The sequence below is a fragment of the Bacillus sp. EB V-12 genome, from assembly GCF_056158125.1.
The window spans coordinates 122215-146006 of the sequence record NZ_JBUXJL010000002.1; the positions used below are offsets into that span (position 1 = coordinate 122215).

The 23792-nt window shown below is 35.7% G+C and carries 19 protein-coding genes; 12 read left to right on the forward strand and 7 right to left on the reverse strand.

Annotated features, from left to right (window positions below):
* Positions 1 to 110 precede the first annotated feature (110 nt).
* From ACZDYH_RS07195 to ACZDYH_RS07215, 5 genes are all read left to right on the forward strand, one after another.
* The gene (locus ACZDYH_RS07195; protein WP_102956457.1) at positions 111 to 1871 is read left to right on the forward strand and encodes an ABC transporter ATP-binding protein; all 1761 of its coding nucleotides are present in this window, start codon (positions 111 to 113) and stop codon (positions 1869 to 1871) included.
* A complete protein-coding gene (locus tag ACZDYH_RS07200; protein WP_102956456.1) occupies positions 1868 to 3868 on the forward strand; it encodes an ABC transporter ATP-binding protein in 2001 nt (666 codons plus the stop codon). Before ACZDYH_RS07195 ends, ACZDYH_RS07200 begins: the two co-directional genes overlap by 4 nt.
* A 294-nt stretch (positions 3869 to 4162) precedes the next feature.
* Entirely contained in the window at positions 4163 to 4960 is a 798-nt protein-coding gene (locus ACZDYH_RS07205) for an amino acid ABC transporter substrate-binding protein (protein ID WP_033696624.1), read from the forward strand.
* The gene (locus ACZDYH_RS07210) at positions 4947 to 5645 is read left to right on the forward strand and encodes an amino acid ABC transporter permease (RefSeq protein WP_000281497.1); all 699 of its coding nucleotides are present in this window, start codon (positions 4947 to 4949) and stop codon (positions 5643 to 5645) included. Before ACZDYH_RS07205 ends, ACZDYH_RS07210 begins: the two co-directional genes overlap by 14 nt.
* Before the next feature lie 28 nt (positions 5646 to 5673).
* Entirely contained in the window at positions 5674 to 6408 is a 735-nt protein-coding gene (locus ACZDYH_RS07215; protein ID WP_000623610.1) for an amino acid ABC transporter ATP-binding protein, read from the forward strand.
* A 51-nt stretch (positions 6409 to 6459) separates the two neighbouring features.
* On the opposite strand, the gene sasP is transcribed toward ACZDYH_RS07215, so the two are convergent.
* Positions 6460 to 6663, reverse strand: a complete 204-nt coding sequence (gene sasP / locus ACZDYH_RS07220; RefSeq protein WP_000013338.1) for a small acid-soluble spore protein, SasP family — start codon at positions 6661 to 6663, stop codon at positions 6460 to 6462.
* A 457-nt stretch (positions 6664 to 7120) separates the two neighbouring features.
* Here sasP and ACZDYH_RS07225 point away from each other — a divergent pair, with 457 nt between their 5' ends.
* On the forward strand, positions 7121 to 7366 hold the full coding sequence (locus tag ACZDYH_RS07225; RefSeq protein ID WP_000510476.1) for a hypothetical protein: 246 nt from the start codon (positions 7121 to 7123) through the stop codon (positions 7364 to 7366).
* A 19-nt stretch (positions 7367 to 7385) separates the two neighbouring features.
* Here ACZDYH_RS07225 and ACZDYH_RS07230 read toward each other — a convergent pair whose 3' ends face one another.
* Together ACZDYH_RS07230 and ACZDYH_RS07235 are read right to left on the reverse strand one after the other, a co-directional pair.
* A complete protein-coding gene (locus tag ACZDYH_RS07230; RefSeq protein WP_088362356.1) occupies positions 7386 to 8843 on the reverse strand; it encodes a YheC/YheD family endospore coat-associated protein in 1458 nt (485 codons plus the stop codon).
* A 20-nt stretch (positions 8844 to 8863) separates the two neighbouring features.
* A complete protein-coding gene (locus ACZDYH_RS07235; RefSeq protein ID WP_033696621.1) occupies positions 8864 to 9916 on the reverse strand; it encodes a YheC/YheD family endospore coat-associated protein in 1053 nt (350 codons plus the stop codon).
* Positions 9917 to 10045: 129 nt separating this feature from the next.
* Here ACZDYH_RS07235 and ACZDYH_RS07240 point away from each other — a divergent pair, with 129 nt between their 5' ends.
* Positions 10046 to 11182 carry a DUF445 domain-containing protein gene (locus ACZDYH_RS07240; RefSeq protein WP_025709955.1) on the forward strand — a complete coding sequence of 379 codons (1137 nt, stop codon included), beginning with the start codon at positions 10046 to 10048 and terminating at the stop codon, positions 11180 to 11182.
* Between the two features lie 142 nt (positions 11183 to 11324).
* Positions 11325 to 11681 carry a YlbF/YmcA family competence regulator gene (locus ACZDYH_RS07245; protein ID WP_000164614.1) on the forward strand — a complete coding sequence of 119 codons (357 nt, stop codon included), beginning with the start codon at positions 11325 to 11327 and terminating at the stop codon, positions 11679 to 11681.
* A 129-nt stretch (positions 11682 to 11810) separates the two neighbouring features.
* On the opposite strand, the gene ACZDYH_RS07250 is transcribed toward ACZDYH_RS07245, so the two are convergent.
* Positions 11811 to 12416, reverse strand: a complete 606-nt coding sequence (locus ACZDYH_RS07250; protein WP_088362354.1) for an NDxxF motif lipoprotein — start codon at positions 12414 to 12416, stop codon at positions 11811 to 11813.
* Between the two features lie 17 nt (positions 12417 to 12433).
* Positions 12434 to 12994, reverse strand: coding sequence for an HAAS signaling domain-containing protein (locus ACZDYH_RS07255; RefSeq protein WP_088362353.1), 561 nt, complete (start codon positions 12992 to 12994; stop codon positions 12434 to 12436).
* 432 nt (positions 12995 to 13426) lie between these two features.
* On the opposite strand from ACZDYH_RS07255, the gene alsS reads away from it, so the two are divergent.
* Together alsS and alsD are read left to right on the forward strand one after the other, a co-directional pair.
* On the forward strand, positions 13427 to 15115 hold the full coding sequence (gene alsS / locus ACZDYH_RS07260) for an acetolactate synthase AlsS (protein ID WP_434713574.1): 1689 nt from the start codon (positions 13427 to 13429) through the stop codon (positions 15113 to 15115).
* A gap of 16 nt (positions 15116 to 15131) precedes the next feature.
* The gene (gene alsD, locus ACZDYH_RS07265) at positions 15132 to 15890 is read left to right on the forward strand and encodes an alpha-acetolactate decarboxylase (protein WP_078385749.1); all 759 of its coding nucleotides are present in this window, start codon (positions 15132 to 15134) and stop codon (positions 15888 to 15890) included.
* A 138-nt stretch (positions 15891 to 16028) separates the two neighbouring features.
* On the opposite strand, the gene ACZDYH_RS07270 is transcribed toward alsD, so the two are convergent.
* On the reverse strand, positions 16029 to 16646 hold the full coding sequence (locus tag ACZDYH_RS07270) for a DNA-3-methyladenine glycosylase (RefSeq protein WP_410988265.1): 618 nt from the start codon (positions 16644 to 16646) through the stop codon (positions 16029 to 16031).
* Between the two features lie 134 nt (positions 16647 to 16780).
* Between ACZDYH_RS07270 and ACZDYH_RS07275 the strand changes: the two genes are divergently transcribed.
* Both ACZDYH_RS07275 and ACZDYH_RS07280 read left to right on the forward strand, forming a co-directional pair.
* Positions 16781 to 17653, forward strand: coding sequence for a Cof-type HAD-IIB family hydrolase (locus ACZDYH_RS07275; RefSeq protein WP_000640415.1), 873 nt, complete (start codon positions 16781 to 16783; stop codon positions 17651 to 17653).
* Between the two features lie 394 nt (positions 17654 to 18047).
* Complete coding sequence (locus ACZDYH_RS07280) at positions 18048 to 21887, forward strand: SpaA isopeptide-forming pilin-related protein (RefSeq protein WP_474886020.1); 3840 nt, start codon at positions 18048 to 18050, stop codon at positions 21885 to 21887.
* Positions 21888 to 21981: 94 nt separating this feature from the next.
* On the opposite strand, the gene ACZDYH_RS07285 is transcribed toward ACZDYH_RS07280, so the two are convergent.
* Positions 21982 to 23685 (reverse strand): S-layer homology domain-containing protein, encoded by a 1704-nt coding sequence (locus tag ACZDYH_RS07285; RefSeq protein WP_044307491.1) that lies wholly within the window; start codon positions 23683 to 23685, stop codon positions 21982 to 21984.
* Positions 23686 to 23792 lie beyond the last annotated feature (107 nt).

A 23792-nucleotide genomic window follows, 5' to 3' on the forward strand; every position in this document is an offset into this window, starting at 1 on the left:
AGGTGGAAAAATGTGATGAGATTGTATGGGTTACGAAATGTAAATGTGATAGGTCTGGATAGTGGATAAAGAAATGAGAGGTAAACGAGAACGAGAAGGGAGAGGTTACATTGTTATCAGTATTACTAAAGCTAAAATGGTTTTTTAGGGAGCACTGGAAGAGATATAGTATTGCCATTGGAGCTCTTTTAATTGTGAATATAGTTGAAGTGATTCCCCCGAAAGTGTTAGGGGTTACGATAGATAATATAAAAACAGGAACGTTATCGAACGAAGCTATTATACAGTCTATTCTTATTTTAATAGGGGTTACGATCGTTGGATATGGCCTCACTTTCGTATGGCAACATCAATTGTTTGGCGGTGCATTCGTACTTGAGAAAACGATGCGCTCTAAATTTATGGGGCATTTACTTAAGATGACGCCGACTTTTTATCAAAAAAATCGTACTGGTGATTTAATGGCGAGAGCGACAAATGATTTGAAAGCAATCGCTATGACAGCTGGTTTTGGTATATTAACGCTTGTGGATTCTAGTTTATATATGCTTACGATTGTCTTTATGATGGGATTTACAATTAGTTGGGAGCTTACATTTGCAGCGCTTATTCCGCTTCCAATTATGGCGTATGCGATGAATATATATGGAAAGAAATTGCATGAAAGATTTACCGTTGCGCAAGATGCGTTTGGTGATATGAACGATAAAGTGCTTGAATCAATCGCTGGTGTGCGTGTTATTCGTGCATATGTACAAGAGAATGCAGACGAGGAAAGATTTCATCATTTAGGAGATGACGTCTACGAAAAAAATATGAAGGTAGCAAAGATTGATGCATTATTCCAACCAACTGTGAAAATGCTTGTCGGTCTTAGTTATTTAATCGGCTTAGTGTACGGTGCATACCTTGTGTTCCAGTCAAAGGTGACGCTTGGTGAACTCGTTTCTTTTAACGTGTATTTAGGGATGATGATTTGGCCGATGTTTGCAATTGGGGAACTAATTAATGTTATGCAAAGAGGAAATGCTTCGCTTGACCGTGTGAATGAAACGTTAGCGTATGAGCCAGATGTAAAGAATCCGAAACATCCAAAGCTTGTGCAAGAGCCGGATTATATTCAGTTTGATGATGTGTCTTTCTCATATCCTTCATCAACTGAAGAAAATTTAAAAAAGGTTTCTTTCACATTAAAGCAAGGAGAAACGCTAGGGGTTGTCGGAAAAACAGGAAGCGGGAAAACGACGCTTGTACGTCAGCTTCTTCGCCAATATCCGCTTGGAGATGGAGATATTGCAGTTTCTGATGTGACATTAGATAAAATGACGAATGAAAATGTACTCGGCTGGATTGGTTATGTACCGCAGGAGCATATTTTGTTCTCAAAAACAGCGCGAGAAAATATTTTATTCGGAAATAGGGAAGCGACTGAAGAAGAACTAGAGAAAGCAATTGAAATTGCTGCGTTTAAAAAGGATTTAGAGTTTTTACCAGAAGGGTTAGAAACGCTCGTTGGAGAGAAAGGTGTTTCTTTATCAGGAGGGCAAAAACAAAGGATCTCGATTGCACGAGCTGTTATTCAAAATCCAGAAATTTTAATTTTGGATGATTCTTTATCAGCTGTAGATGCTCGTACGGAAGCAGCGATCATTGAAAATATAAGAACGGAAAGAAGCGGAAAGACGACGATTATTACGACGCATCGTTTATCTGCAGTGCAACATGCGGATTGGATTCTCGTTATGGATGAAGGTGCAGTTATAGAAGAAGGTACGCATGATCAGCTTATCCAGAGCGGAGGCTGGTATGCTGAACAGTTTGAAAGACAACAAGGTGAAAGTGAAAGTGCGGATAGTGGGGTGAAAATATGAGCGTTTCAAAACGATTGTTTCAATACGCGATGAAAGTGAAAGGGACGATTTTTGCTGCGATGTTAATGTTATTTATTTTCGTCATCGCAGAGCTTGCTGGTCCTTTCGTTGCTAAAACGATGATTGATGATCATATCGTCGGGATAGAGAAACCTTGGTATGAAACAGAACAGAGTGAAGAAGCTGTTTCGTATAATGGCGCTTTTTATAAGCGAAGTGATCGCTTTGAACAAGGCGAGACAAAAGGTAAAGAAGTACGTGTGATGCAAGTCGGTTTTCAATATTATTTTGTACCGAATAAAGTAAATGCGGAAGGGTCACGGACTGTAAAAGGGGATATGATTACCGTTCAAAATGGTAAGGCGGTGCAAGTTTATAAAGCGAAAGCATTAACAAAGGAAGAAGTATTTGCATTTTATAAGCCAGAAATAAACCGTCTATTATTACTTGGTGGTGGCTATTTCGCTTTATTAGTAGTCGTGTCATTATTTGCATACGGAAAGCAGTTCTTCTTGCAAAAGGCAGCGAACAAAATTATTCAAATTATGAGGGAAGATGTTTTTTCTCATATTCAAACGTTGCCAATTCGGTACTTTGATCATTTACCGGCGGGGAAAATTGTTTCGCGCGTGACGAATGATACAGAGGCCATTCGTGATTTATATGTAACGGTGCTGGCAACATTCGTTTCTAGTATCATCTATATTATTGGGATATTCGCTGCGTTATTTTTATTAGATGTGAAGCTCGCTTCATTATGTTTATTAATTATCCCAATTTTAATTGTTTGGGCGATTCTTTATAGAAAATACGCGTCTGTATACAATCATAAAATGCGCTCTCGTTTATCTGATATTAACGGAACAGTGAATGAATCCATTCAAGGGATGCCAATTATTCAAGCGTTCCGTCAAGAGCGTGAAACGAAAAAAGAATTTGAAGAATTAAATGGCGATTATTTTAAGTATCAAAATAAAATTTTGAATTTAAATGCAGCAACTTCTCATAATTTAGTATCCGTATTAAGAAATATCGCTTTCACAGGTGTGATTTGGTATTTCGGTGGCGCTTCATTAAGTGCTACAGGTATTATTTCACTTGGGGTACTGTATGCATTCGTCGATTATTTAACACGATTATTCTCGCCAATTACGAATATGGTGAACCAGCTTGCAAACTTAGAGCAAGCGCGCGTTGCATCAGAACGTGTCTTTGAATTGTTAGAGGAAAAAGGGGAACCGGTAGAAGAAGAACGTATGCCTCGTTTAAAAGGAAATGTAAAATTTGATAATGTATCATTTTCTTATAATGGAAAAGATGAAGTGTTAAAAAATATTTCTTTTGAAGCGAAACAAGGTGAGACAGTGGCACTTGTCGGTCATACTGGATCAGGAAAAAGTTCTATCATGAATGTACTCTTTCAATTTTATGAGTTTGAAAAAGGAAAGCTTACGATTGATGGTCACGATGTAAAAGAGATGCCGAAACAAGCAACCCGTGAACATATGGGAATCGTACTGCAAGACCCGTTTCTTTTTAGCGGGACGGTCGCTTCCAATGTAAGCTTAGAAAACGAAAAAATTTCAAAAGAGCGTATTATAAAAGCATTGCATGATGTTGGTGCTGAAAGATTTGCAAACAATATAAATGAAGAAATTACAGAAAAGGGAAGTACGCTTTCCACTGGAGAACGTCAGCTTATTTCGTTTGCTAGAGCACTCGCTTTTGATCCAGCTATCTTAATTTTAGATGAAGCAACGTCTAGTATTGATACAGAAACAGAGGCGATGATTCAACAAGCACTAGAAGTTGTAAAAAAAGGAAGAACGACATTTATTATCGCTCACCGCCTTTCAACGATTAAAAGCGCAGATCAAATTATTGTGCTCGATAGAGGGACGATTTTAGAAAAAGGGTCTCATGATGAACTCATGAAAAAGCGCGGGCGTTATTACGATATGTATAAAACGCAAATGGAAGGCAATCAGAGTGCTTAATATGCATGGAGGAGAACTTGTGATTTTCACAAGTTCTTTTTTATTGATGAACATGTCGACTCTTTAGCGAATTACGACAGTTAAATAAGAAGTATTGTTTTACCTTTTTCTCCATAAATGCTATATTAAAAAATGTTACTTATTTTTTGTATGTAGCATTATTTTTCCCTTTTGTTTGATTATGAAGAAAAAGGATAAACTAAATAAGAACATTTTCATTGAAAAATTGTTCAAGATTGCATACAATCAATATAGTTTTTAAATTCCTATCAGAATACTTGGAGGATTACTATCATGAAGAAATTATTTTCAGTGCTTGCAGTAACTACATTAGCGATCGGGATTGTAGCCGGCTGCGGTAAAGAAGAGAAAAAAGATACAGCTAGTCAAGACGCGTTACAAAAGATAAAACAAAGCGGTGAACTTGTAATTGGAACAGAAGGTACATACGCACCGTTCACATTCCATGATTCAAGCAATAAATTAACTGGATTTGACGTTGAACTATCAGAAGAAGTTGCAAAACGTTTAGGTGTAAAACCTGTATTTAAAGAAACACAATGGGATAGCTTACTTGCTGGTTTAGATGCAAAACGTTTCGATATGGTTGCAAACGAAGTTGGTATTCGTGAAGATCGTCAAAAGAAATACGATTTCTCTAAACCATACATTTCATCTTCAGCGGCATTAGTTATTGCAAAAGATAAAGATAAGCCTGCTACATTTGCTGATGTAAAAGGTTTAAAAGGAGCACAATCTTTAACGAGTAACTATGCAGATATTGCTAAGAAAAACGGTGCGGAAATTATTGGAGTAGAAGGATTTAGCCAAGCGGCAGAATTATTAGCTTCAGGACGCGTTGATTTTACAATTAATGATAAGTTATCAGTATTAAATTATTTAGAAACGAAAAAAGATGCAAAAATTAAAATTGTAGATACAGAAAAAGAAGCTTCACAAAGTGGATTCTTATTCCGTAAAGGTAGCGATAAGCTTGTACAAGAAGTAGATAAAGCGTTAGAAGATATGAAAAAAGACGGTACGTATGACAAAATAACGAAAAAATGGTTCGGTGAAAATGTATCTAAGTAGTGCATTAGTTTCAGATCGATTGTCTACTTGGATAGATATTATGCAGTCTTCCTTCATGCCTATGCTGAAGGAAGCTGTTTTTACAACAATTCCATTAACGCTTATTACATTTATTATCGGTCTTATACTTGCGACGTTAACAGCGCTCGCACGTATTTCAGGTAGTCGTATTTTACAATGGATTGCTCGTATCTATGTATCTATCATTCGCGGAACGCCACTTCTTGTACAGTTATTTATTATTTTCTATGGTCTTCCAACTCTTAATATTGAAGTTGAGCCATATACAGCAGCAGTTGTTGGATTTTCATTAAATGTCGGTGCATATGCATCTGAAATTATTCGTGCTTCTATCCTTTCCATTCCGAAAGGGCAGTGGGAAGCAGCTTATACAATTGGGATGACATATCCACAAGCATTAAAACGTGTTATTTTACCACAAGCAACGCGCGTATCAATCCCGCCGCTTTCGAATACATTTATTAGCTTAGTGAAGGATACTTCATTAGCATCGTTAATTTTAGTAACAGAAATGTTCCGAAAAGCGCAGGAAATTGCGGCGATGAACTACGAGTTTTTAATTGTTTATTTTGAAGCAGGTCTTATTTATTGGGTTATTTGTTTCTTATTATCAATCGTACAACAGATGTTAGAAAAGCGTTCAGAACGCTACACATTAAAATAATCCTTTTACAAAAGGAGTTTTTGTTTTTATGATTTCAATTCAGCACTTACAAAAAAGTTTCGGAGATAATACCGTACTAAAGCATATAGATTTAACAGTTGAGAAGGGCGAGGTTGTTGTTATTATTGGGCCGTCTGGATCTGGTAAAACGACATTCTTACGTTGTCTCAATGTATTAGAAACGCCAAACGCTGGTAATATTCGTATCGGTAATAAAGAGCTTAACTTCTCTCAAAAAGTAACGAAGAAAGATATTGTTAATCTTCGTACGCAAACAGGTATGGTATTCCAGCACCATAATTTATTCCCGCATTTAACAGCACTTCAAAATGTAATGGAAGGGCTCGTTACAGTGAAAAAGATGGGGAAAGAAGAAGCGAAGAAAAAAGCAAACTATTTCCTTGAAAAAGTTGGTTTAGCAGATAAAGTGGATTTGTATCCGTTCCAATTATCAGGCGGACAACAACAGCGCGTTGGAATTGCGCGCGCACTTGCGATGGAGCCGGAAGTGTTACTATTTGATGAGCCGACGTCAGCGCTTGATCCTGAACTCGTTCAAGAAGTTCTGAAAGTAATGAAAGAACTTGCTAAAGAGGGCATGACGATGGTTATTGTAACGCACGAAATGCGTTTTGCACATCAAATTGCGAACCGTGTTATTTTCATGGATGGTGGTGTCGTTGTCGAACAAGGTACACCAGAAGAAGTATTTACAAATCCAAAAGAAGAACGCACGAAGAAGTTTTTACAAATGTTGCAATAAATTAAGGAAGGTCTCAAGGCATATGCCTTGAGACCTTTTTGCCATATATATTTATTTGTGGAATCCGCCAAGGCTTTGCTCAGCCATTGCAACTAGACGTTTTGTGATTTCTCCACCAACTGAACCGTTAGCGCGAGCCGTAGAATCTGCTCCTAATTGTACACCAAATTCTTGAGCGATTTCGTACTTCATTTGATCGATTGCAGCTGTTGCACCTGGTACTACTAATTGATTTGAAGAATTTTGGTTTGCCATAGGAATATATCCTCCTTAGAGTTATAAAAGTTTTTTTGGTTGGACTAGCTGGAGTTGAACCAGATTATCGCCCCGGTTGGCGCTAATCCATCGGTAATTAAGTTTGTACTCATAGTATGGATGTTACCTAGAAAGATATACAAAATAATAATTTGTAAATTTTGTCAAAAAAACGTATTGATTTCGTAAATTATGAAATAAGAGTAATCGTTGTATTTTTAAGAAAACAGGCCAAACTAAGGAGGATATTAAATATAATTTTTTCATTGTAGCCTGCTACTTGTAGGCTAATTATTAGCTTCTTATTTATGATTTATTGAAATGAAAATGAAATCGGTAGCAACTTCATAGTTCTATTTTTAAGTAGGGATGGAGTGGGCGCTCCTATGTCTGGATAGGTTGCTCTCTTCACTCTAAAAAAGAGAGGCTTTAAACGATAACGTATGGAGGAATCATGATGGGAATTTGCCCGCTTTGTAACGCATTAGAATCACAAACATATTCTTGTCAAAATTGCCAAAGTATACTCCAAGATTATGGGAAGTCTGTAGATTATATAGACGATTATAGTGCCTATATGGATCAAGAATTATTAAGTGCAGTAGATGGTTTAACGCATAATAATTCAAATGAATATTGCAATCATATTTTTTATTGCAGAGTATGTAACGTGGAAACAGAGGTTGTAGTAAAACTTGTGTAAATAGAAAACTTCCACCTTATTATCTAGGTGGAAGTTTTTGTTTTTGTATTTGTGAGTGAATCATAGGAGAAGGGATATGTTCGGTGTTTGATGAAACCCCTGATTTTATTTGAGACATTTTTTCTTTTGTATCACGTAAAGAATGTTCAGTTAAGTAGACGGCATATTCGTAAAATAACTGGCGCGTCAGTTCACTTTGCTCTTTTAATTTTTTATCTTGGAATACAGTTCGCCCAGGTTTAGAGTTGGCTTCAAAGAGCCACGGATTTTCCTTTGTGTCTAAACCGATATCAAAACCGATTTCTCCAATATTTCCAGTTACTTGTTCATCGAGCGCGTAACTTATTTGTAAGGCAGTATGTTTTAATTTATTTTCAATTTGAACTTGTTTCGTTGAATCTGGAAAAAGCTCTTGTAATAATTTTGTATCACCGCCACTATTTACGTGCGTTGTTAAACTGCCTTTGCCGGCGATTTTGGCGACGATTGCACTAACTATCCAATTACCGAAATGGTTTTTATTTGTATGAATGCGGAAATCAACAGGTTGCCCATCGAAGCGAAGTAACGAAATACCTTGCTGTACGATAAACTTTTTTAAATCATGTCCTTTTAATACATGGTTTAGAAGCGTTTCTAATGATTGATACTTTCTCAGTTTATTTTCTTCATTTTCGCGATAACGACAGTAGTAGCAATTCTCTGTTTGAGAATAAAATATTTGATGAATATTTCTACCAAAGCTCCCGTGTATTGGTTTCATGTACACTGATTTATACGTGCCAAGAAACCGTTCTACTTGTTCAAAATGCTGAAATGCTTCTGTATTTGGTAATAAGGGTTTAATTGATTCGTCTTTCGTAAGAAGTTGATGAACTTCCCATTTATTGAAAAAACCTGGGTTAAACCATGGAATGCAGTAGTCTTGTTCTAATTTTCTTTTTGCCCTGACAATTGGTTTATAATTTTCCGCTTGCCGATTCGGTAAGCGATCGTAAATGACATTTGGTAAAGGGACTTTTTTCTTTATCCATTGTTTCTCTTGAAAGAAATATCCTTCAATCGTTTCTTCTTCCCAGTGTATATGTTGAACGCCAAAGACGAATACGAACGGTCGTAATGAGAATGGTGGTGTTAACAACTCACTCAGAGCAATTGAACGATTTCCTAAAGGGTTAGAAGAATCATCATTAAAACCAGTTGTAAAAATGCCGATTAATGGTCCGAAAATAATTGTTTGGTTTTGTGTAAATGCATGAATAGTAGTTGATTGAGGCAGTAAAAGTTTTTCGGCAATATGCTTTCCGATAATAATTTCGCGAGTAAAGGAATAATGAATTTTCACCTCTTCACTTGCAATATGACGTATGCCGAAGGAGAGAGATGTAATAGGCGGTGTAATAGAAAAAACGTAAGGTAAAGTAATGCTATTTGGATGGTCATCTGAAATATTTAATGTATATATATGCTCTTTCAAAATAGGTTTACCTCCTTTCATTATGGTGTAAAGCGACTGAATTTAAGTGGTCCGTGAAATATCTTTTCAGCTAATGAATCACTATGACGAATGTATTGTTCGTAAGGAGGAATCGTGTTGACATACATAAGCCAAATTGCGCCTTTTTGATCCATAATTGTGGAAAGTTCTAGTTCGAATAATGAAGAATAAGACTGATCTAGTGTTTGGAATACTTCATTTATAATGTCGTGTAAAGCGTCTTGCAATAGTTGCACACCTGTACTAGATAGTACGTATTTAATTTTTGAAAATGAATGCAATGAATCATCGTCTGTTGCTGAGGGTAAAAGTTGATTAGGAAATGAACTTTTTTGTATAAATTGACCGATAATATTCCAAGTTTGTTCTTTGTTTTTTTGCAAAATGGTTCGAATGTGGAGTGGGTATGTTAATTGATTTGGTGGTTGTAGCATGGTATGCACTATGTAGCGTGATGAACGTATGTTAGATTTACACCAAGATATAAATTCATCTGTCCGCTTGATTGGAAGAGAAGTATGGTATTTTTCATTTACTGTATCGATATGAAACGTTTTATTTTTGTAAGCGACTCGATATAAGTTATCTTTAGAATGTATATTAGTGGGGCGTATAATAATATCTTTAGTTTTTAACAACAGTTTGAAAATGTTTTGTATCGTTGCCACTTCAAATTTGGGTATATAAGGAGACAGTTTTTTATTAGTGAGAAATAAATCATGTAGTTCACTTAAGTTAATAAGTGTGTTATTTAAAAAGGTAGTGGAAGGACGTTTGTGCAAAGAGTGAATAATTGATTTTGCTTTTTCAAAGTCTGTTTCCTCGTGAAAAGAATAACGATCATATATATAAGAAGGAATAGGGAATGTTTGCTCTTTCCATTTTCCTGTATCTGTATCGTAAATAAGACCAGAAACAAGGTCTGTTTTAGAATCAATACAAAATGGCGTAAACTGGGCAACGACATTATGATAAAGCCGAGCGCGTTTAGCGATTTCGGTGTAATACGTTTGCTCATAATGAAGTTTAGAAGCTAAAAGGCCGAGAACCAACGAAATCACTCCTTTACTACTATTTGCATAATAGGCGAAGCTATATATTGCAAATACGTTTTTATACCATTATACTTTTGTCCGTATAATGATATGCTATAGTTTTGGAGAAGTGAAAGGTTGATTGTAATGAATATATGGTTAAATATGTTAACGACGACAGGACTCGGAGCAATTATTGGGGGATACACGAATCATTTAGCGATAAAAATGTTATTTCGTCCTCATCGTCCTATTTATATCGGAAAGTTTCAAGTTCCATTTACACCAGGGTTAATTCCGAAGCGTCGTGATGAACTTGCTGTTCAATTAGGAAAAATGGTTGTAGAACATTTGTTAACACCAGAAGGAATCGGAAAAAAGCTAACAAATGAAGAGTTTCAAAAAGGTTTAATCCACTGGGCGCAAGTGGAAGTGGATAAAGTAATTACGAATGAACAATCACTGCGATATATGTTAGAAAAATGGAATGTAGCGCATGTAGAAGAAGAAGCGACTCGAAAAATCGAATATGTGATTACAGAAAAAATTCATGCATTTTTAGCAGAGTATTATACATATACATGGGAACAGGCTTTACCTCATTCTGTACATGAAAAGATAGAGAATGCGATTCCGAATGCCTCGGCGTTTATTTTAGAGCGAGGAATTAGCTTTTTTGAAAGTGAAGAAGGGAAAGCGCGTCTTTCAAAAATGATTGATGATTTCTTTGCTTCTCGTGGAACGCTACTTAACTTAGTTGGGATGTTTTTAGGAAATGTAAGTGTTGTGGATCGTGTGCAGCCAGAAGTTATTAAGTTTTTAGGGCAAGATGCTACAAAGCAGCTTTTAACTGACGTACTACAAAAAGAGTGGGAAAAGTTAAAAGGAAGAGATGTAAAAGAATTAGAAGCATTTGTGGAGAAAGAAATGATTGTAAGCTCCGTGCTGTCAGCAGTTAAAGTAGAGGAAACAGTGAGTAAGTTTTTAAATCAATCTGTTCAGCAAGTATGTGAACCAGTTCGAGAAACAATTATTGAAAAAGTGGTTCCAAGTGCAGTAGCGAAAGGCTTAAAGTGGGGAACAGAAAATGTAGAGAGTATACTAAATAATCTACACCTTGCGGAAATTGTCCAGCAAGAAGTGTCTACATTCTCAACAGAAAGATTAGAAGACTTAGTTCTGTCTATTACGAAAAACGAATTGAAAATGATTACGTATTTAGGAGCGTTATTAGGCGGAATGATCGGGCTCGTACAAGGATTGTTACTATTGTTTCTTAGATAATAAGGTGAGTACATAGAAATAAAAGTGAAATTTCTTCACATCTCTTGCATAGTTTGATATGGTAAGAAGAGGTGCGTATGTAAATGCACGTAAAAGGCAGTGCGAGTGAAAAGCGCTAGCCTTCTAAAGGAGGAAAAATAAAATGACAAAGAACATTCATGATGTTGCATATGAATTACAAAAAGCAATCGCTGAAAACGAAGACTTCAAAACTTTAAAAGAGAGCTACGCAGCAGTTCAAGCTGACACAGCTTCAAAGAACTTATTCGATGAGTTCCGTACAATGCAACTTAGCCTACAACAGAAAATGATGCAAGGCCAAGAAATCACTGAAGAAGACAACCAACAAGCACAAGAAGTTGTAGCTCGTATTCAACAAGATGCTAAAATTACAAAATTAATGGAAACTGAGCAACGCCTAAACGTTGTAATCGGTGACGTTAACAAAATTATCATGAAGCCACTTGAAGAATTATATAGCGCGCAACAACAAGCGTAATAGTGGAAGACGCTCCTAGTTTAGGAGCGTCTTTTTTGTTTAGGGAATTTAATAGTTATATCACAAAAACTCCCTTTCAAAATAGCCATTTCTTATTGATTATTTTGAAAGGGATATGTAACACATCGGTTAAATTTTTTTATTGCTGTTAATTGAAGTTTTAATATTTTTTTCGTTCAAAAACTTTTCAATCTCTTTTTGTTTCCTCCCATTTATTTTCTCAAGGCGTTTCGTAAAAGAAAAATTCGCCTTGAATAAGTTACCATCTTGGGCGAGTTTGTCTAACTCTTGATCTAGTTCTACTGAAAGTGCTGTAGACGATGAAATAAATTCATATATTTCTTTTGAAGGCTTTTTGTAATCATCAGGGATTGTATTGTTACTAATAAAATTATGAAAGTTTGCATCATTTTGCTTCGCTAACTCTATTAGTTTTTGTAATTTTTCTCTGTCAGATTCAGTGAAATTCTTATCAGAATTTGCTGAAGCGAGAGGAATTATATTTTCAGCTAACTCCCAACTATAATCTATATAATTTTTTATATTTTGTTTCATTTCGTCTTCACTAATATTTTCATTTTTCTTTGAGGAACTAAATATATTTTCTGGAACTTTAATAGCAACATCTTTGATAGATTGTACATCATTTTTTTCCTTAGGCTGTACACTGTTTGAACAAGCTGATAGAAATAACATTGTAAGTAACATGAGTGGGTATAAAATATAATTTTTCATCTTAATCTCCTTTTGCATTAGTGTCGTTGCAAAATAGCTACATTCCATTTCAAATATTTAACTAAAGCTACGTATAGATGTTTTATTATTTGATAACATATGACTGATATTAGTAAGCCGATGCAAAAGGCTATGAATACATTGTAAACATCGGAATAACTGATTTGATGAAACCCTTTAAAGAATCCTAACCCTATTAATAATATAGGTGAAATAATTAATAACGGTGTAGCAATTATAAGTGCTAGAAGAAGCGGTAATAGAAAGAGTAATACGAAAAAGGCGATAATGATACATATAAAGTTTAAAAGACTTAAGCTCATAACAGAAAACAGTGCTGTCATAATGTTTTTTAGGCTGCGTTTCTTGTCAGCTTTACTGATTACATATGAAATATTAAGTTCTTTAGCGATAGTTTTAGGGTTTCCTAGCTTTTTAGAAATTTCCTCTTCAGATATTCCATCTTGTTTACCACTAATAAAATGAGTTTCGTACTCCGAGATAATATCCTCCTTTTCTAAATTAGGCATATTCTGCAGAGAGGAACTAAGTTGTTCCAAAAATTCATTTTTGTTCATAACAATCACTTTCCTTTATAGAATGATGAATTACAGTTGAGAATCTTATCTTCTTTCTAAACAGCACAATCTATATCTACCTTTTGAAGGGTATATATAAATTATAAAAAAAGATTCCAAATAATGGTTATTCCGTTATTTACAAATATATCACTTGCTATTATTCTTTGCAAGGTACTATAAATTTGTTAATAATGTGAATAGGTGGAAGTATTTTTGTACATTTTTAGAAGAGATATAAAAATGTTATTTTAAGATAAACAAAAGGTTGTAAGCGCATTCTTTAAATCTTGTCAAAATAATATCGAATTCATATTGTTGGAAAAATAATGCATTTGTAATATAATGATAAATGATACTTCACCACATTAATTAACTAGGTGAAATTAAAAATCTTTATTACACAAATTATGAAACAAAGGAATGATTAGTTTGAGTACAGGTGTAAAAGTAAACGACGTGAAGACAAAAACAAAAGGAGCAGATCTTGTTGTTGATTGTTTAATTAAACAAGGTGTTACACATGTTTTCGGTATTCCAGGAGCAAAGATTGACTCTGTATTTGATGTATTGCAAGAAAGAGGACCAGAGTTAATCGTTTGTCGTCATGAACAAAATGCAGCATTTATGGCAGCTGCTATTGGTAGATTAACAGGGAAACCGGGCGTATGTCTTGTAACTTCAGGACCAGGGACATCAAATTTAGCGACAGGTCTTGTTACTGCGAATGCGGAGAGTGATCCCGTTGTTGCTTTAGCTGGTGCAGTACCGCGTACGGATCGATTAAAACGTACACATCAATCTATGGATAATGCTGCACTATTCGAACCAATCACAAAATATAGCGTAGAAGTAGAGCATCCTGATAATGTGCCAGAAGCATTATCAAATGCATTTCGAAGTGCGACTTCCACAAATCCGGGAGCTACTTTAGTAAGTCTTCCGCAAGACGTTATGACTGCGGAAACAACTGTAGAGTCTATCGGTGCGCTTTCTAAGCCACAACTTGGAATCGCTCCCACAAATGATATTACATATGTAGTAGACAAAATAAAATCAGCGAAATTACCAGTTATTTTACTCGGTATGAGAGCGAGCACAAATGAAGTGACGAAAGCTGTTCGTAAATTAATTGCGGATACAGAACTTCCTGTCGTTGAAACATATCAAGCAGCTGGTGCGATTTCACGTGAGTTAGAAGATCATTTCTTCGGCCGCGTTGGATTATTCCGTAACCAACCAGGTGATATTTTACTAGAAGAAGCAGACCTTGTGATTTCTATCGGTTATGATCCAATCGAGTATGATCCAAAGTTCTGGAATAAACTTGGCGACAGAACGATTATTCATCTTGACGACCATCAAGCAGATATCGACCATGATTACCAACCAGAGCGTGAATTAATTGGTGATATTGCCTTAACGGTAAATAGCATCGCGGAGAAATTACCGAAACTTGTATTAAGTACGAAATCAGAAGCGGTATTAGAACGATTACGCGCAAAATTATCAGAACAAGCAGAAGTTCCAAATCGTCCTTCAGAAGGTGTTACGCATCCACTTCAAGTGATTCGTACACTTCGTTCTTTAATTAGTGACGATACAACCGTTACATGTGACATCGGTTCCCATTCTATTTGGATGGCGAGATGTTTCCGTTCTTATGAACCACGTAGATTATTATTTAGTAACGGCATGCAAACGTTAGGTGTTGCACTTCCTTGGGCAATCGCAGCTACTTTAGTAGAACCAGGTAAAAAAGTAGTTTCCGTATCAGGTGACGGTGGTTTCTTATTCTCAGCGATGGAGTTAGAAACGGCGGTACGTTTAAATTCTCCAATCGTCCATCTTGTTTGGAGAGACGGCACATATGATATGGTTGCATTCCAACAAATGATGAAATACGGCAGAACATCAGCTACAGAGTTTGGCGATGTTGATCTTGTGAAATATGCAGAAAGTTTCGGGGCGTTAGGTCTTCGTGTTAACACGCCTGATGAATTAGAAGGTGTGTTAAAATCCGCGCTAGCAGCAGATGGTCCTGTCATTATTGATATTCCAATTGACTATCGTGACAACATTAAATTAAGCGAAAAATTATTACCAAACCAATTAAACTAATGGAGGCAGATTTGAGATGACTGTTGCGCAATTAATTGATATTGATGCGAAAAAAACGAAAACGAGTAATGAAGTATATCAAACATCTACAATGCTTGCGCTATTAGATGGTATATATGATGGTGTAATTAGCTTTGAAGATTTGAAAAAACATGGTGATTTCGGCATCGGCACATTTGATCAATTAGATGGTGAAATGATTGCATTTGATAATGAATTTTATCATTTACGTTCAGACGGTTCAGCGGAAAAAGTAGAGCCAGAAGAAACAACGCCATTTGCGACTGTAACGTTTTTTGAAAAAGAAATGAGTTATACGGTAGAGCGTCCGATGAATCGTGAAGAAGTTGAAGCGTTATTACATGAATTAATGCCAAGTAAAAACTTGTTTTACGGTATTCGAATGGACGGTACGTTTCGTGAAGTAAGGACGAGAACTGTTCCAAGACAAGAAAAACCGTATACACCGCTCGTTGAAGTGACGAAATCACAACCAATCTTTTCATTTGAAAATACAGAAGGTACGCTTGCTGGATTTTGGACACCAGATTACGCACAAGGTATTGGGGTAGCTGGATTCCACTTACATTACATTGATGATGAAAGAAGCGGGGGCGGACATGTTTTCGACTATGTTATAGAAAACTGTACGATCCAAATTTGTCAAAAAGCTCATATGCATTTAGCACTTCCAGAAACAGCTGATTTTATGGCGGCTGCATTATCAAGAGAAAATTTAGAGGCTAATATTGCAACTGCGGAAGGTGCAGAGTAAGAGGGAAAGACTGTTCCATTTTGGAACAGTCTTCTTTTATTCGTAATGTTATTATTTGTCGATAAATCGATATTTCTTGTCGAACCGTTGATATATTGTAAGTTACGATAGATATATTCGAAAAATCGTTGATATCGCTTATTTCTTTGAAACAAACGGATGCCCCTCATAATAAAAACGCCACGGATAATGTACAGCTTCTTCTGCATAGTCGATATTAATACGAGGTCCTGCTGTTATTTTATATTGTGATGATATGTGTTCTTCTTTTGGAACTAATTCAATATGTAACGTATCATTTTGTAACGATACGCCGCGTTCTTTTAAAGTAATTCCGAGTGCACGGCATAGTTTGCCAGGACCGTTTGTTAAGTTTTTATATTGCGCTTTTGTAATTTCGGTCTTATTGTAGCGCGCTAGTTTTATTTCTTCTATTCCATCTACTGGCTCAAGGGCTCGAATGAGAACACCTTGCGGGGTGCCTACTGGCGCTGTAATAACGTTAAAGCAATGATACATACCGTAAATTAAATATACGTAAGCATGCCCTGGTGCACCAAACATAACTTCTGTGCGATCTGTCCGTCTGCCTCCGTAACTATGTGCGGCCTTATCATCTGGGCCTTTATATGCTTCTACTTCTACAATGATTCCGCTTCGCTTTATTCCGTCTACAATATGAACAAGTTTTTGCCCGAGTAATTTTTTTGCGACTTCTAACGTATCGCCTTCATAAAAAGAAGGAGGTGCCTGCATTGTACTATCTCCTTTGCTAAGTGTATATGTATATAGTAAACCAAATTTTCAGTAGTAATTCTAACTCGTTCTATTTGCTACATTTATTTCATAAATTATGGATAGAGTACAACAGCGAAGAGGGGGAGTGCGACATGATTTATCGCTTACTAGCTCTTAATATAGATGGGACACTACTATACAACAATGGAAAAATTGCAAAAGGATTAAGAGAAACAATTGAATTTGTGAAAAGAAAAGATGTATACGTTACGTTATTTACGAGTCGTAATTTTCAATCCGCTCATAAAGTAGCAAAGGCGTTAAAATTAGATTCTATATTAGTGACACATGGTGGTGCTTTCGTTTCAGCAACGTTAGATAAGCCGTACGTTCAAAGAAGATTATCTGAAGAGAAGACTTTTAACATTGTGCAAGTGTTAGAGCACTTTGATTGTAACGTACGCATTTCTCATGAACGGTTTTCGATAGGAAATCGTGAGAGAAATACACCAAACTTAATTGCGCGCACTGTATTATCAAGCGCAGATCCGTTATTTTATCCAGTTCAATTTGTAGATTCGTTAGGTGACGCGCTTCGTGACCATCCGGTAGCAGCGCCAAAAATTGATGTTATTTTCCAAAGTAAAGGTGAAAAAGAAAGAGGACTGAACACATTAAGAAAAGCGTTCCAAGATGTAGAGTATGTTGAATGTGATTCAAAACGAATAGAAATTTTACCGCAAAATGTATCAAAATTACGTGGACTACAATTGCTTGGAGAGCATTTAAATATTTCGCTAAATGAAATGGTTGCGATTGGAGATAGTATGGAAGATTTAGAGGTTATTGAAAACGTGGGACTTGGGGTAGCGATGGGGAACTCGCCTGTAGAATTAAAGCAAGCAGCAGATTGGATTACACGTTCAAATAGCGAAAACGGTGTAGAGTATATGATTAAAGAGCATTTCCGTAAGCAATTCCCGCTTCCGTTTTTGAAGAATCATAAAAATACACCGAAACGATGAAAGAAAAACGTAGCTTTTTGGCTACGTTTTTTTGTTGAGCTTATTAAAAGGAATGGAAACGTTTTAAATTGTGAATTGTGTATGGGATTCATACAATTCACTTGAATCCTTCAGAAAACTAATGTAAAGTGGATGATGTTGTCAAAATAGTTACACCACATGAAATATTCTTCAGATTAATTTTATTGGGCTCCCATACGTAAAAGTATTTCCGCATGACAGTTTAGTTCACGTATTATTTCAAAAATGAATTGTAGTAATTTTATTAAGTAGTTGTAGCGTTCCTTTGTTGTATTTAAATGGATTATTTTAAGTTAATGTGAGTAAGACCTGGTACATATGAAATGTACTTCTTTTTGTGGTTTTAGGAAGTTTAAAAGGGGGAATGAATTTCTTGAGGAAATCATTTAATCAAAAAATTAAAAAGTTAAGTAGTAGTTTAATAGTTGTATTACTAATATGTATGAATTTTTTAATCCATTTACCATTTAAAGCAGAGGCAGCTACAACAGAATTAAAAGGTTTAGGTGATGTATCTTATTACAACGCCATCATTTTTGGAGATCATAGTGCAACGAGTGCGGATATTGAAGGTGCGATGGCTGTTCAGAAAAATATGAACGCATCAAGTTATACAGTCGTAGCGGCTGCAACTGGAGCAAATAACTTAGCTGGAGCAACTTGGGTAGATGAAGGATATCCATCATTATTACTAGGCGGTCAATTTACGAAAGCTGGAGCAGGACAGGTAATTATTCAAGATGGAACAGTGGCGATGACAAAAGACGGTGACCCAGATGGCGCAATGAAAACATCGTATGACCGTATCTCTTATAAAGAGCAAGCGGAGATTGATGCTAAGTTTAAAGAATTTAGAAAAGACGTTGATGGTGTAATTGGGGATGCAAGTAAACTACACACTGATAAGCCAAAACCTAATATGAGCTTTGGAATCGGTGAAGATGCAAACAACCCTAATATTTATGTCTCTTCAGGTCAGACGGGAAAGAAAGCATTCGATGTAAAAGACGTTTTTCTTCCGAATGTAGAGAATAAAGATTTTATTGTTATTTATTCAGATGCAGAAGAAGTGAGTTTTGGTGGCGGTGCAATTTTGTATGATACAAGAAATACTGGGATGGCGACGGATTTAATTAATACATCTCAAGCATATGACCCTAATTCATCTTTTACTGAGTTAGCTAGTAAGGTAATTTGGGTATTTCCTAATGCTACAAAGATAACAACTAAAGGTTATGGTGTAGTAGGTAGTGTGTTTGCACCTAATGCAGTTGTAGAAACAAAAGGTGGTTCTATTAATGGACAAGCCTATGTTGGAGGATTACACCAAAGAGATGGTTTTGAGGTTCATAACTTTAAATTTAACTGGCCAAAATGGAATAAACCAGCAGCTGAAAAAGGACATTTACAAATTAAAAAAGTTGATGAAAACGATGAAAACATTGTTTTAAAAGACGCAAAATTTGATGTTATAGACAAAGATAATAACGTTGTGGCTACTGTTACAACAAACGAAAAGGGTATTGCGGAAGTTAAAGATTTACCACTTGGTGACTATTTTGTAAAAGAAATAAATGCACCAGAAGGATATATAAAAGTTGATACACCAGTCAAAGTAACAATTGATAATACAAACGTAATTGAACTTGTTATGAAGAATACGAAAAGAGTAGAGAATGGCCAATTTAAATTATTGAAAAAAGATAGTGAATCTGGTCAACTTCTGCCAGGTGCAAAATTTGATGTTATCGATAAAGATGGTAATGTTGTGGAAACAATTGTTACAGGTGATAAAGGCGAAGCCTTATCGAAACAACTTCCAGTTGGAAGCTATACATTAAAAGAAGTAGAAGCACCGAAAGGATATGAATTATCATCTAGTTCAGTTTCTGTTGATGTAAAGGCTAATAAAGTAGTGACTGTAGATGTGGTGAATAAAAAGATCCCCGAAAAAGTAACAGGTCAATTCGAAATTGTGAAAGTAGATGCGGAAGATAAAACGAAAGTATTATCAGACGCAGAATTCGAAGTGTATAAAGACAGCAAGAAAGTAGATACGTTACGAACAGATAAAACTGGTAAAGTAATTTCTCAGAAATTAGAACCAGGAACATACACATTAAAAGAAACGAAAGCACCACAAGGATATAAATTGCTAAAAGAAGAAATTGAAGTCGTTGTGGAAGCAAACAAAGTAGTAGAAGTACAAGTAGAAAACGCAAAAGAACTAGGAAGCTTACAAGTAATCAAAAAGGATTCGGAGAGTGGAAAAGTTCTAGCAGGTGCAGAATTTAAACTGAAAAATGAAGCTGGTCAAGTAGTTGGAGAAGCGAAAACAACGAATAAAGACGGTGTTGTGAAATTCGAAAGCTTAGTGCCAGGAAAGTACACGTTAGAGGAAACGAAAGCGCCGGAAGGTTATAAAGCGCTAGAAGTGACAGTAGAAGTGAACGTTGTAGCGAACGAAGTAGTAAAACAAGAAGTCATGAATGAAAAAGTAATGGGTCAATTCGAAATCGTGAAAGTAGATGCGAATGATAAAACGAAATTGTTATCAGGTGCAGAATTCGAAGTGTATAAAGATGGTAAAAAGGTAGCGGAACTGAAAACAGATGAGAGTGGAAAAGTGATGTCACCGAAATTACCGCTAGGTGAATACACAGTGAAAGAAACGAAAGCACCAGCGGGCTACAAACTTTCAAATAAAGAATGGAAAGTAACAATTCAAAATGAGAAAGAAGTAGTAAAAGTAGAGGCAGAAAACGAAAAAATCTTAGGTTCTCTACAAATTATTAAAATGGATGATAAAGATCAAACGAAACGCTTAGTAGGCGCAGAATTTACATTGAAAGATGCGAAAGGAAATGTTGTAAAAGAAGGAATTACAACAGATAAGTCTGGAACGGTTAAAGTAGACGGACTTGTGCCAGGTGAATATACGTTAGAAGAAACAAAAGCACCAGAAGGTTATGAGTTAACAAAACAAATAATTCATGTAACAGTTGACGGTGAAAAAGTTATTGATGTAAAAGTAACGAACGGTAAGAGCCTTGGTCAATTCGAAATTGTAAAAGTAGATGCGAATGATAAAACGAAATTGTTATCAGGTGCAGAATTCGAAGTGTATAAAGATGGTAAGAAAGTAGATACATTACGAACAGATAAAACTGGTAAAGTAATTTCTCAGAAATTAGAACCAGGAAAGTACACATTAAAAGAAATGAAAGCACCACAAGGATATAAACTACTAAAAGAAGAAATTGAAGTCGTTGTGGAAGCAAATAAAGTAGTAGAAGTACAAATAGAAAACGCAAAAGAACTAGGAAGCTTACAAGTAATCAAAAAGGATGCAGAGAGTGGAAAAGTTCTAGAAGGTGCGGAATTTAAATTAAAGAACGAAGCTGGTCAAGTAGTTGGAGAAGCGAAAACAACGAGTAAAGACGGTGTTGTGAAATTCGAAAGCTTAGTGCCAGGAAAGTATACGTTAGAAGAAACGAAAGCACCAGAAGGTTATAGAGCGTTAGAAGTAACAGTAGAAGTAAATGTTGTAGCAAATGAAGTAGTAAAACAAGAAGTTATGAATGAAAAAGTGAAAGAAGAAATTACAGGTCAATTAGAAATTACAAAGGTAGACGCTAATAATACAAATAAAATATTAGCAGGCGCAGTGTTTGAAATTTGGAAAGACGAAACAAAAATTGACACATTAACAACAAATAAGAGCGGTAAAGCAATTTCTCAGAAGTTAGAACCAGGAGATTATATTTTAAAAGAAATCCAAGCGCCAGAAGGATATACTTTAGCCGATAAGGAAATGAAATTTACGATTTCTAATGAAAAAATTGAATTTGTAAAACTTCAAATTACAAATAAAAAAGATACAGAAAAAGGTCCGGAAAAACCAGGTGAAGGAACAGAAAAACCAGGTGAAGGAACAGAGAAGCCAGGTGAGGGAACAGAAAAACCAGGTGAAGGAACAGAAAAGCCAGGTGAAGGAACAGAAAAACCAGGTGAGGGAACAGAAAAACCAGGTGAAGGAACAGAGAAGCCAGGTGAGGGAGTAGAAAAACCTAATTTACCAGAAAAAGGACAAGGTTCTTCTAATAATCAACAACTTCCAGCTACAGGACACAATACGAATTACGTTCCATTCATCGGTTTTATGCTTCTGTTACTAGGAATACGTTTAAGATTCATGGCTAAAAATAGTTAACGGATGTATAAAAGGCATCAGAGATATATAATCTCTGATGCCTTTTAAGTGAATACAGATAAAATGAAAATATCTATATGGAATGATAAATATGTTAAGCTTCAATTACGCTAAGCATTCTGTTTATAAATGCAGCTGCGTGAGCACGTTGTGATGGTCCTTTTGGTACGAATTGATTAAATTCATTACCTTTTACAATTCCATATCCATACACTCTTTGTACTTCTTCTTTAGCGTAAATTAAGTTTTGGTCTACGAATGGTAGTTCAACTTGTTTTGCAAAAATACCAGCGTGTTTTAGAGAACGATCGATCATAATAACAGCTTCTTCGCGTGTAATTGTAGTATTTGGATCAAATGTATTATCACCACGTCCGCGGATTATGCCTGCGCTTGCTGCACGATTAATACCGTCTCTTAAAGATGGGTGTACTTGTTCTAAGTCTGTGAAATTAGCATTTCCACTTGGTAATTGTAAAGCACGAGTAATTAATGTAGCAAATTCAGCACGCGTTACAAGACGTTCTGGGAAGTACTTGCCGTTCCCTTCTCCTTGCATAATGCCTCTAGCTGCTAATTGACGAATGTCTTGTTCATACCATCCACCTGTAATGTCATCAGTTACGGGATTTTTTTGGTTTTCCTTATAGTATGTTTCAGTTCCTTTTAAGAAAGCATCCCATTGTCCGCGTTGAATCATAAACGCAGGGCAGTTTTTTCCTGACCAAAATTGGTGTTTTTGGACCTTATCTAGAGAAATATTTAAGTCGTTCATTAAATAAGCTGCCAATTTACGTGCATTTTCTACCGCTTTTTCATAGTTTCCATCTTGATTAACGGCAATTTCAATTCCGATAGATTCATAGTTTCCAGTTTTATTTCCAGCATGCCATCCAACTTCATTTACTGGAAGATGTTGATAAATTTCTTTATCATCTACTGTGAAATGCCAAGATGCAGCGCGATCAGCTGTTCCGCGTGCTTGATTATCTAAGAATTTTGCATGATTCAGAGCATTAGCACCTTTCGCTGTATTAGCCGTTTCGTGAATCGTAATATATTTAGGCACCATCGGGTAGCCAGGGCGAATATCGTCATTTCCTTTTGGGACAATCATTTCTTTAAATGTAACGCCATAAATATTGTTTGTTTGTAGAGCTTCTGGCGATCTCAATAAACTATTTTTAGCAGTACGACTGTTTTTTAATAATGAAGCTTTTGTACCTTCAAATGTAGCAGAAGGTGCATAAATCCATTTTGCTGTTTCATTTATTTGGACTTTAAACCAATTTCCAGCTTGTTCAGTAGGAGTTATGACTTGTGGCTCTAGTTTTCCTTCTTCTTTAAACGATTGGAACGGAAGTGCATGTATGGAAGCTTCTTCTTTTACGATTAATTTTTGGTTAGATAGTTTATGAATCTCTTGAACTTCTAAGCTATTATCATTGTTATCTATCCATCCAGCGCCAGTTGACGTCGTTATGTAATAAGCATTTCCTTTTTTCTTTGTCGCCGTTACGACTTGTTCTGTAATCTCGATATTCGATTTGTTTTTTAAATCATTCGCGGTATATAATGAATGTTTTTTTGAAGTGTATAGTAGGAATTGGCCAGTAACCTCGATATCTTCTTCATGAGTACTATGCTCATTAACATGTTCTTTAATACTTTTAAAAACTTGATCCTCCGTATATACTTCGGCGGATTTTTCAGCACTCTCTGCAAATGAATAAGTAGGTGCAAGAACAGTTTGTAATGCAAGAGAGAGAGTTAAAACACTATAAAATTTCTTTTTCATATTTGTTTTTAACACATTAGATTGTGGAATCTAGTGTTAACAGTCCTCCTTTTTATATTGTATTTTCACTATGTATCGATTTTAACACTAATAAATTTTAACAAGAG

Coding starts and splice junctions, on each gene's coding strand:
- ACZDYH_RS07200 (WP_102956456.1), top strand. CDS start 1,868: ATGAGCGTTTCAAAACGATTGTTTCAATACGCGATGAAAGTGAAAGGG.
- ACZDYH_RS07205 (WP_033696624.1), top strand. CDS start 4,163: ATGAAGAAATTATTTTCAGTGCTTGCAGTAACTACATTAGCGATCGGG.
- ACZDYH_RS07210 (WP_000281497.1), top strand. CDS start 4,947: ATGTATCTAAGTAGTGCATTAGTTTCAGATCGATTGTCTACTTGGATA.
- ACZDYH_RS07215 (WP_000623610.1), top strand. CDS start 5,674: ATGATTTCAATTCAGCACTTACAAAAAAGTTTCGGAGATAATACCGTA.
- sasP (WP_000013338.1), bottom strand. CDS start 6,663: ATGGCAAACCAAAATTCTTCAAATCAATTAGTAGTACCAGGTGCAACA.
- ACZDYH_RS07225 (WP_000510476.1), top strand. CDS start 7,121: ATGGGAATTTGCCCGCTTTGTAACGCATTAGAATCACAAACATATTCT.
- ACZDYH_RS07240 (WP_025709955.1), top strand. CDS start 10,046: ATGAATATATGGTTAAATATGTTAACGACGACAGGACTCGGAGCAATT.
- ACZDYH_RS07245 (WP_000164614.1), top strand. CDS start 11,325: ATGACAAAGAACATTCATGATGTTGCATATGAATTACAAAAAGCAATC.
- ACZDYH_RS07250 (WP_088362354.1), bottom strand. CDS start 12,416: ATGAAAAATTATATTTTATACCCACTCATGTTACTTACAATGTTATTT.
- ACZDYH_RS07255 (WP_088362353.1), bottom strand. CDS start 12,994: ATGAACAAAAATGAATTTTTGGAACAACTTAGTTCCTCTCTGCAGAAT.
- alsD (WP_078385749.1), top strand. CDS start 15,132: ATGACTGTTGCGCAATTAATTGATATTGATGCGAAAAAAACGAAAACG.
- ACZDYH_RS07270 (WP_410988265.1), bottom strand. CDS start 16,646: ATGCAGGCACCTCCTTCTTTTTATGAAGGCGATACGTTAGAAGTCGCA.
- ACZDYH_RS07275 (WP_000640415.1), top strand. CDS start 16,781: ATGATTTATCGCTTACTAGCTCTTAATATAGATGGGACACTACTATAC.
- ACZDYH_RS07285 (WP_044307491.1), bottom strand. CDS start 23,685: ATGAAAAAGAAATTTTATAGTGTTTTAACTCTCTCTCTTGCATTACAA.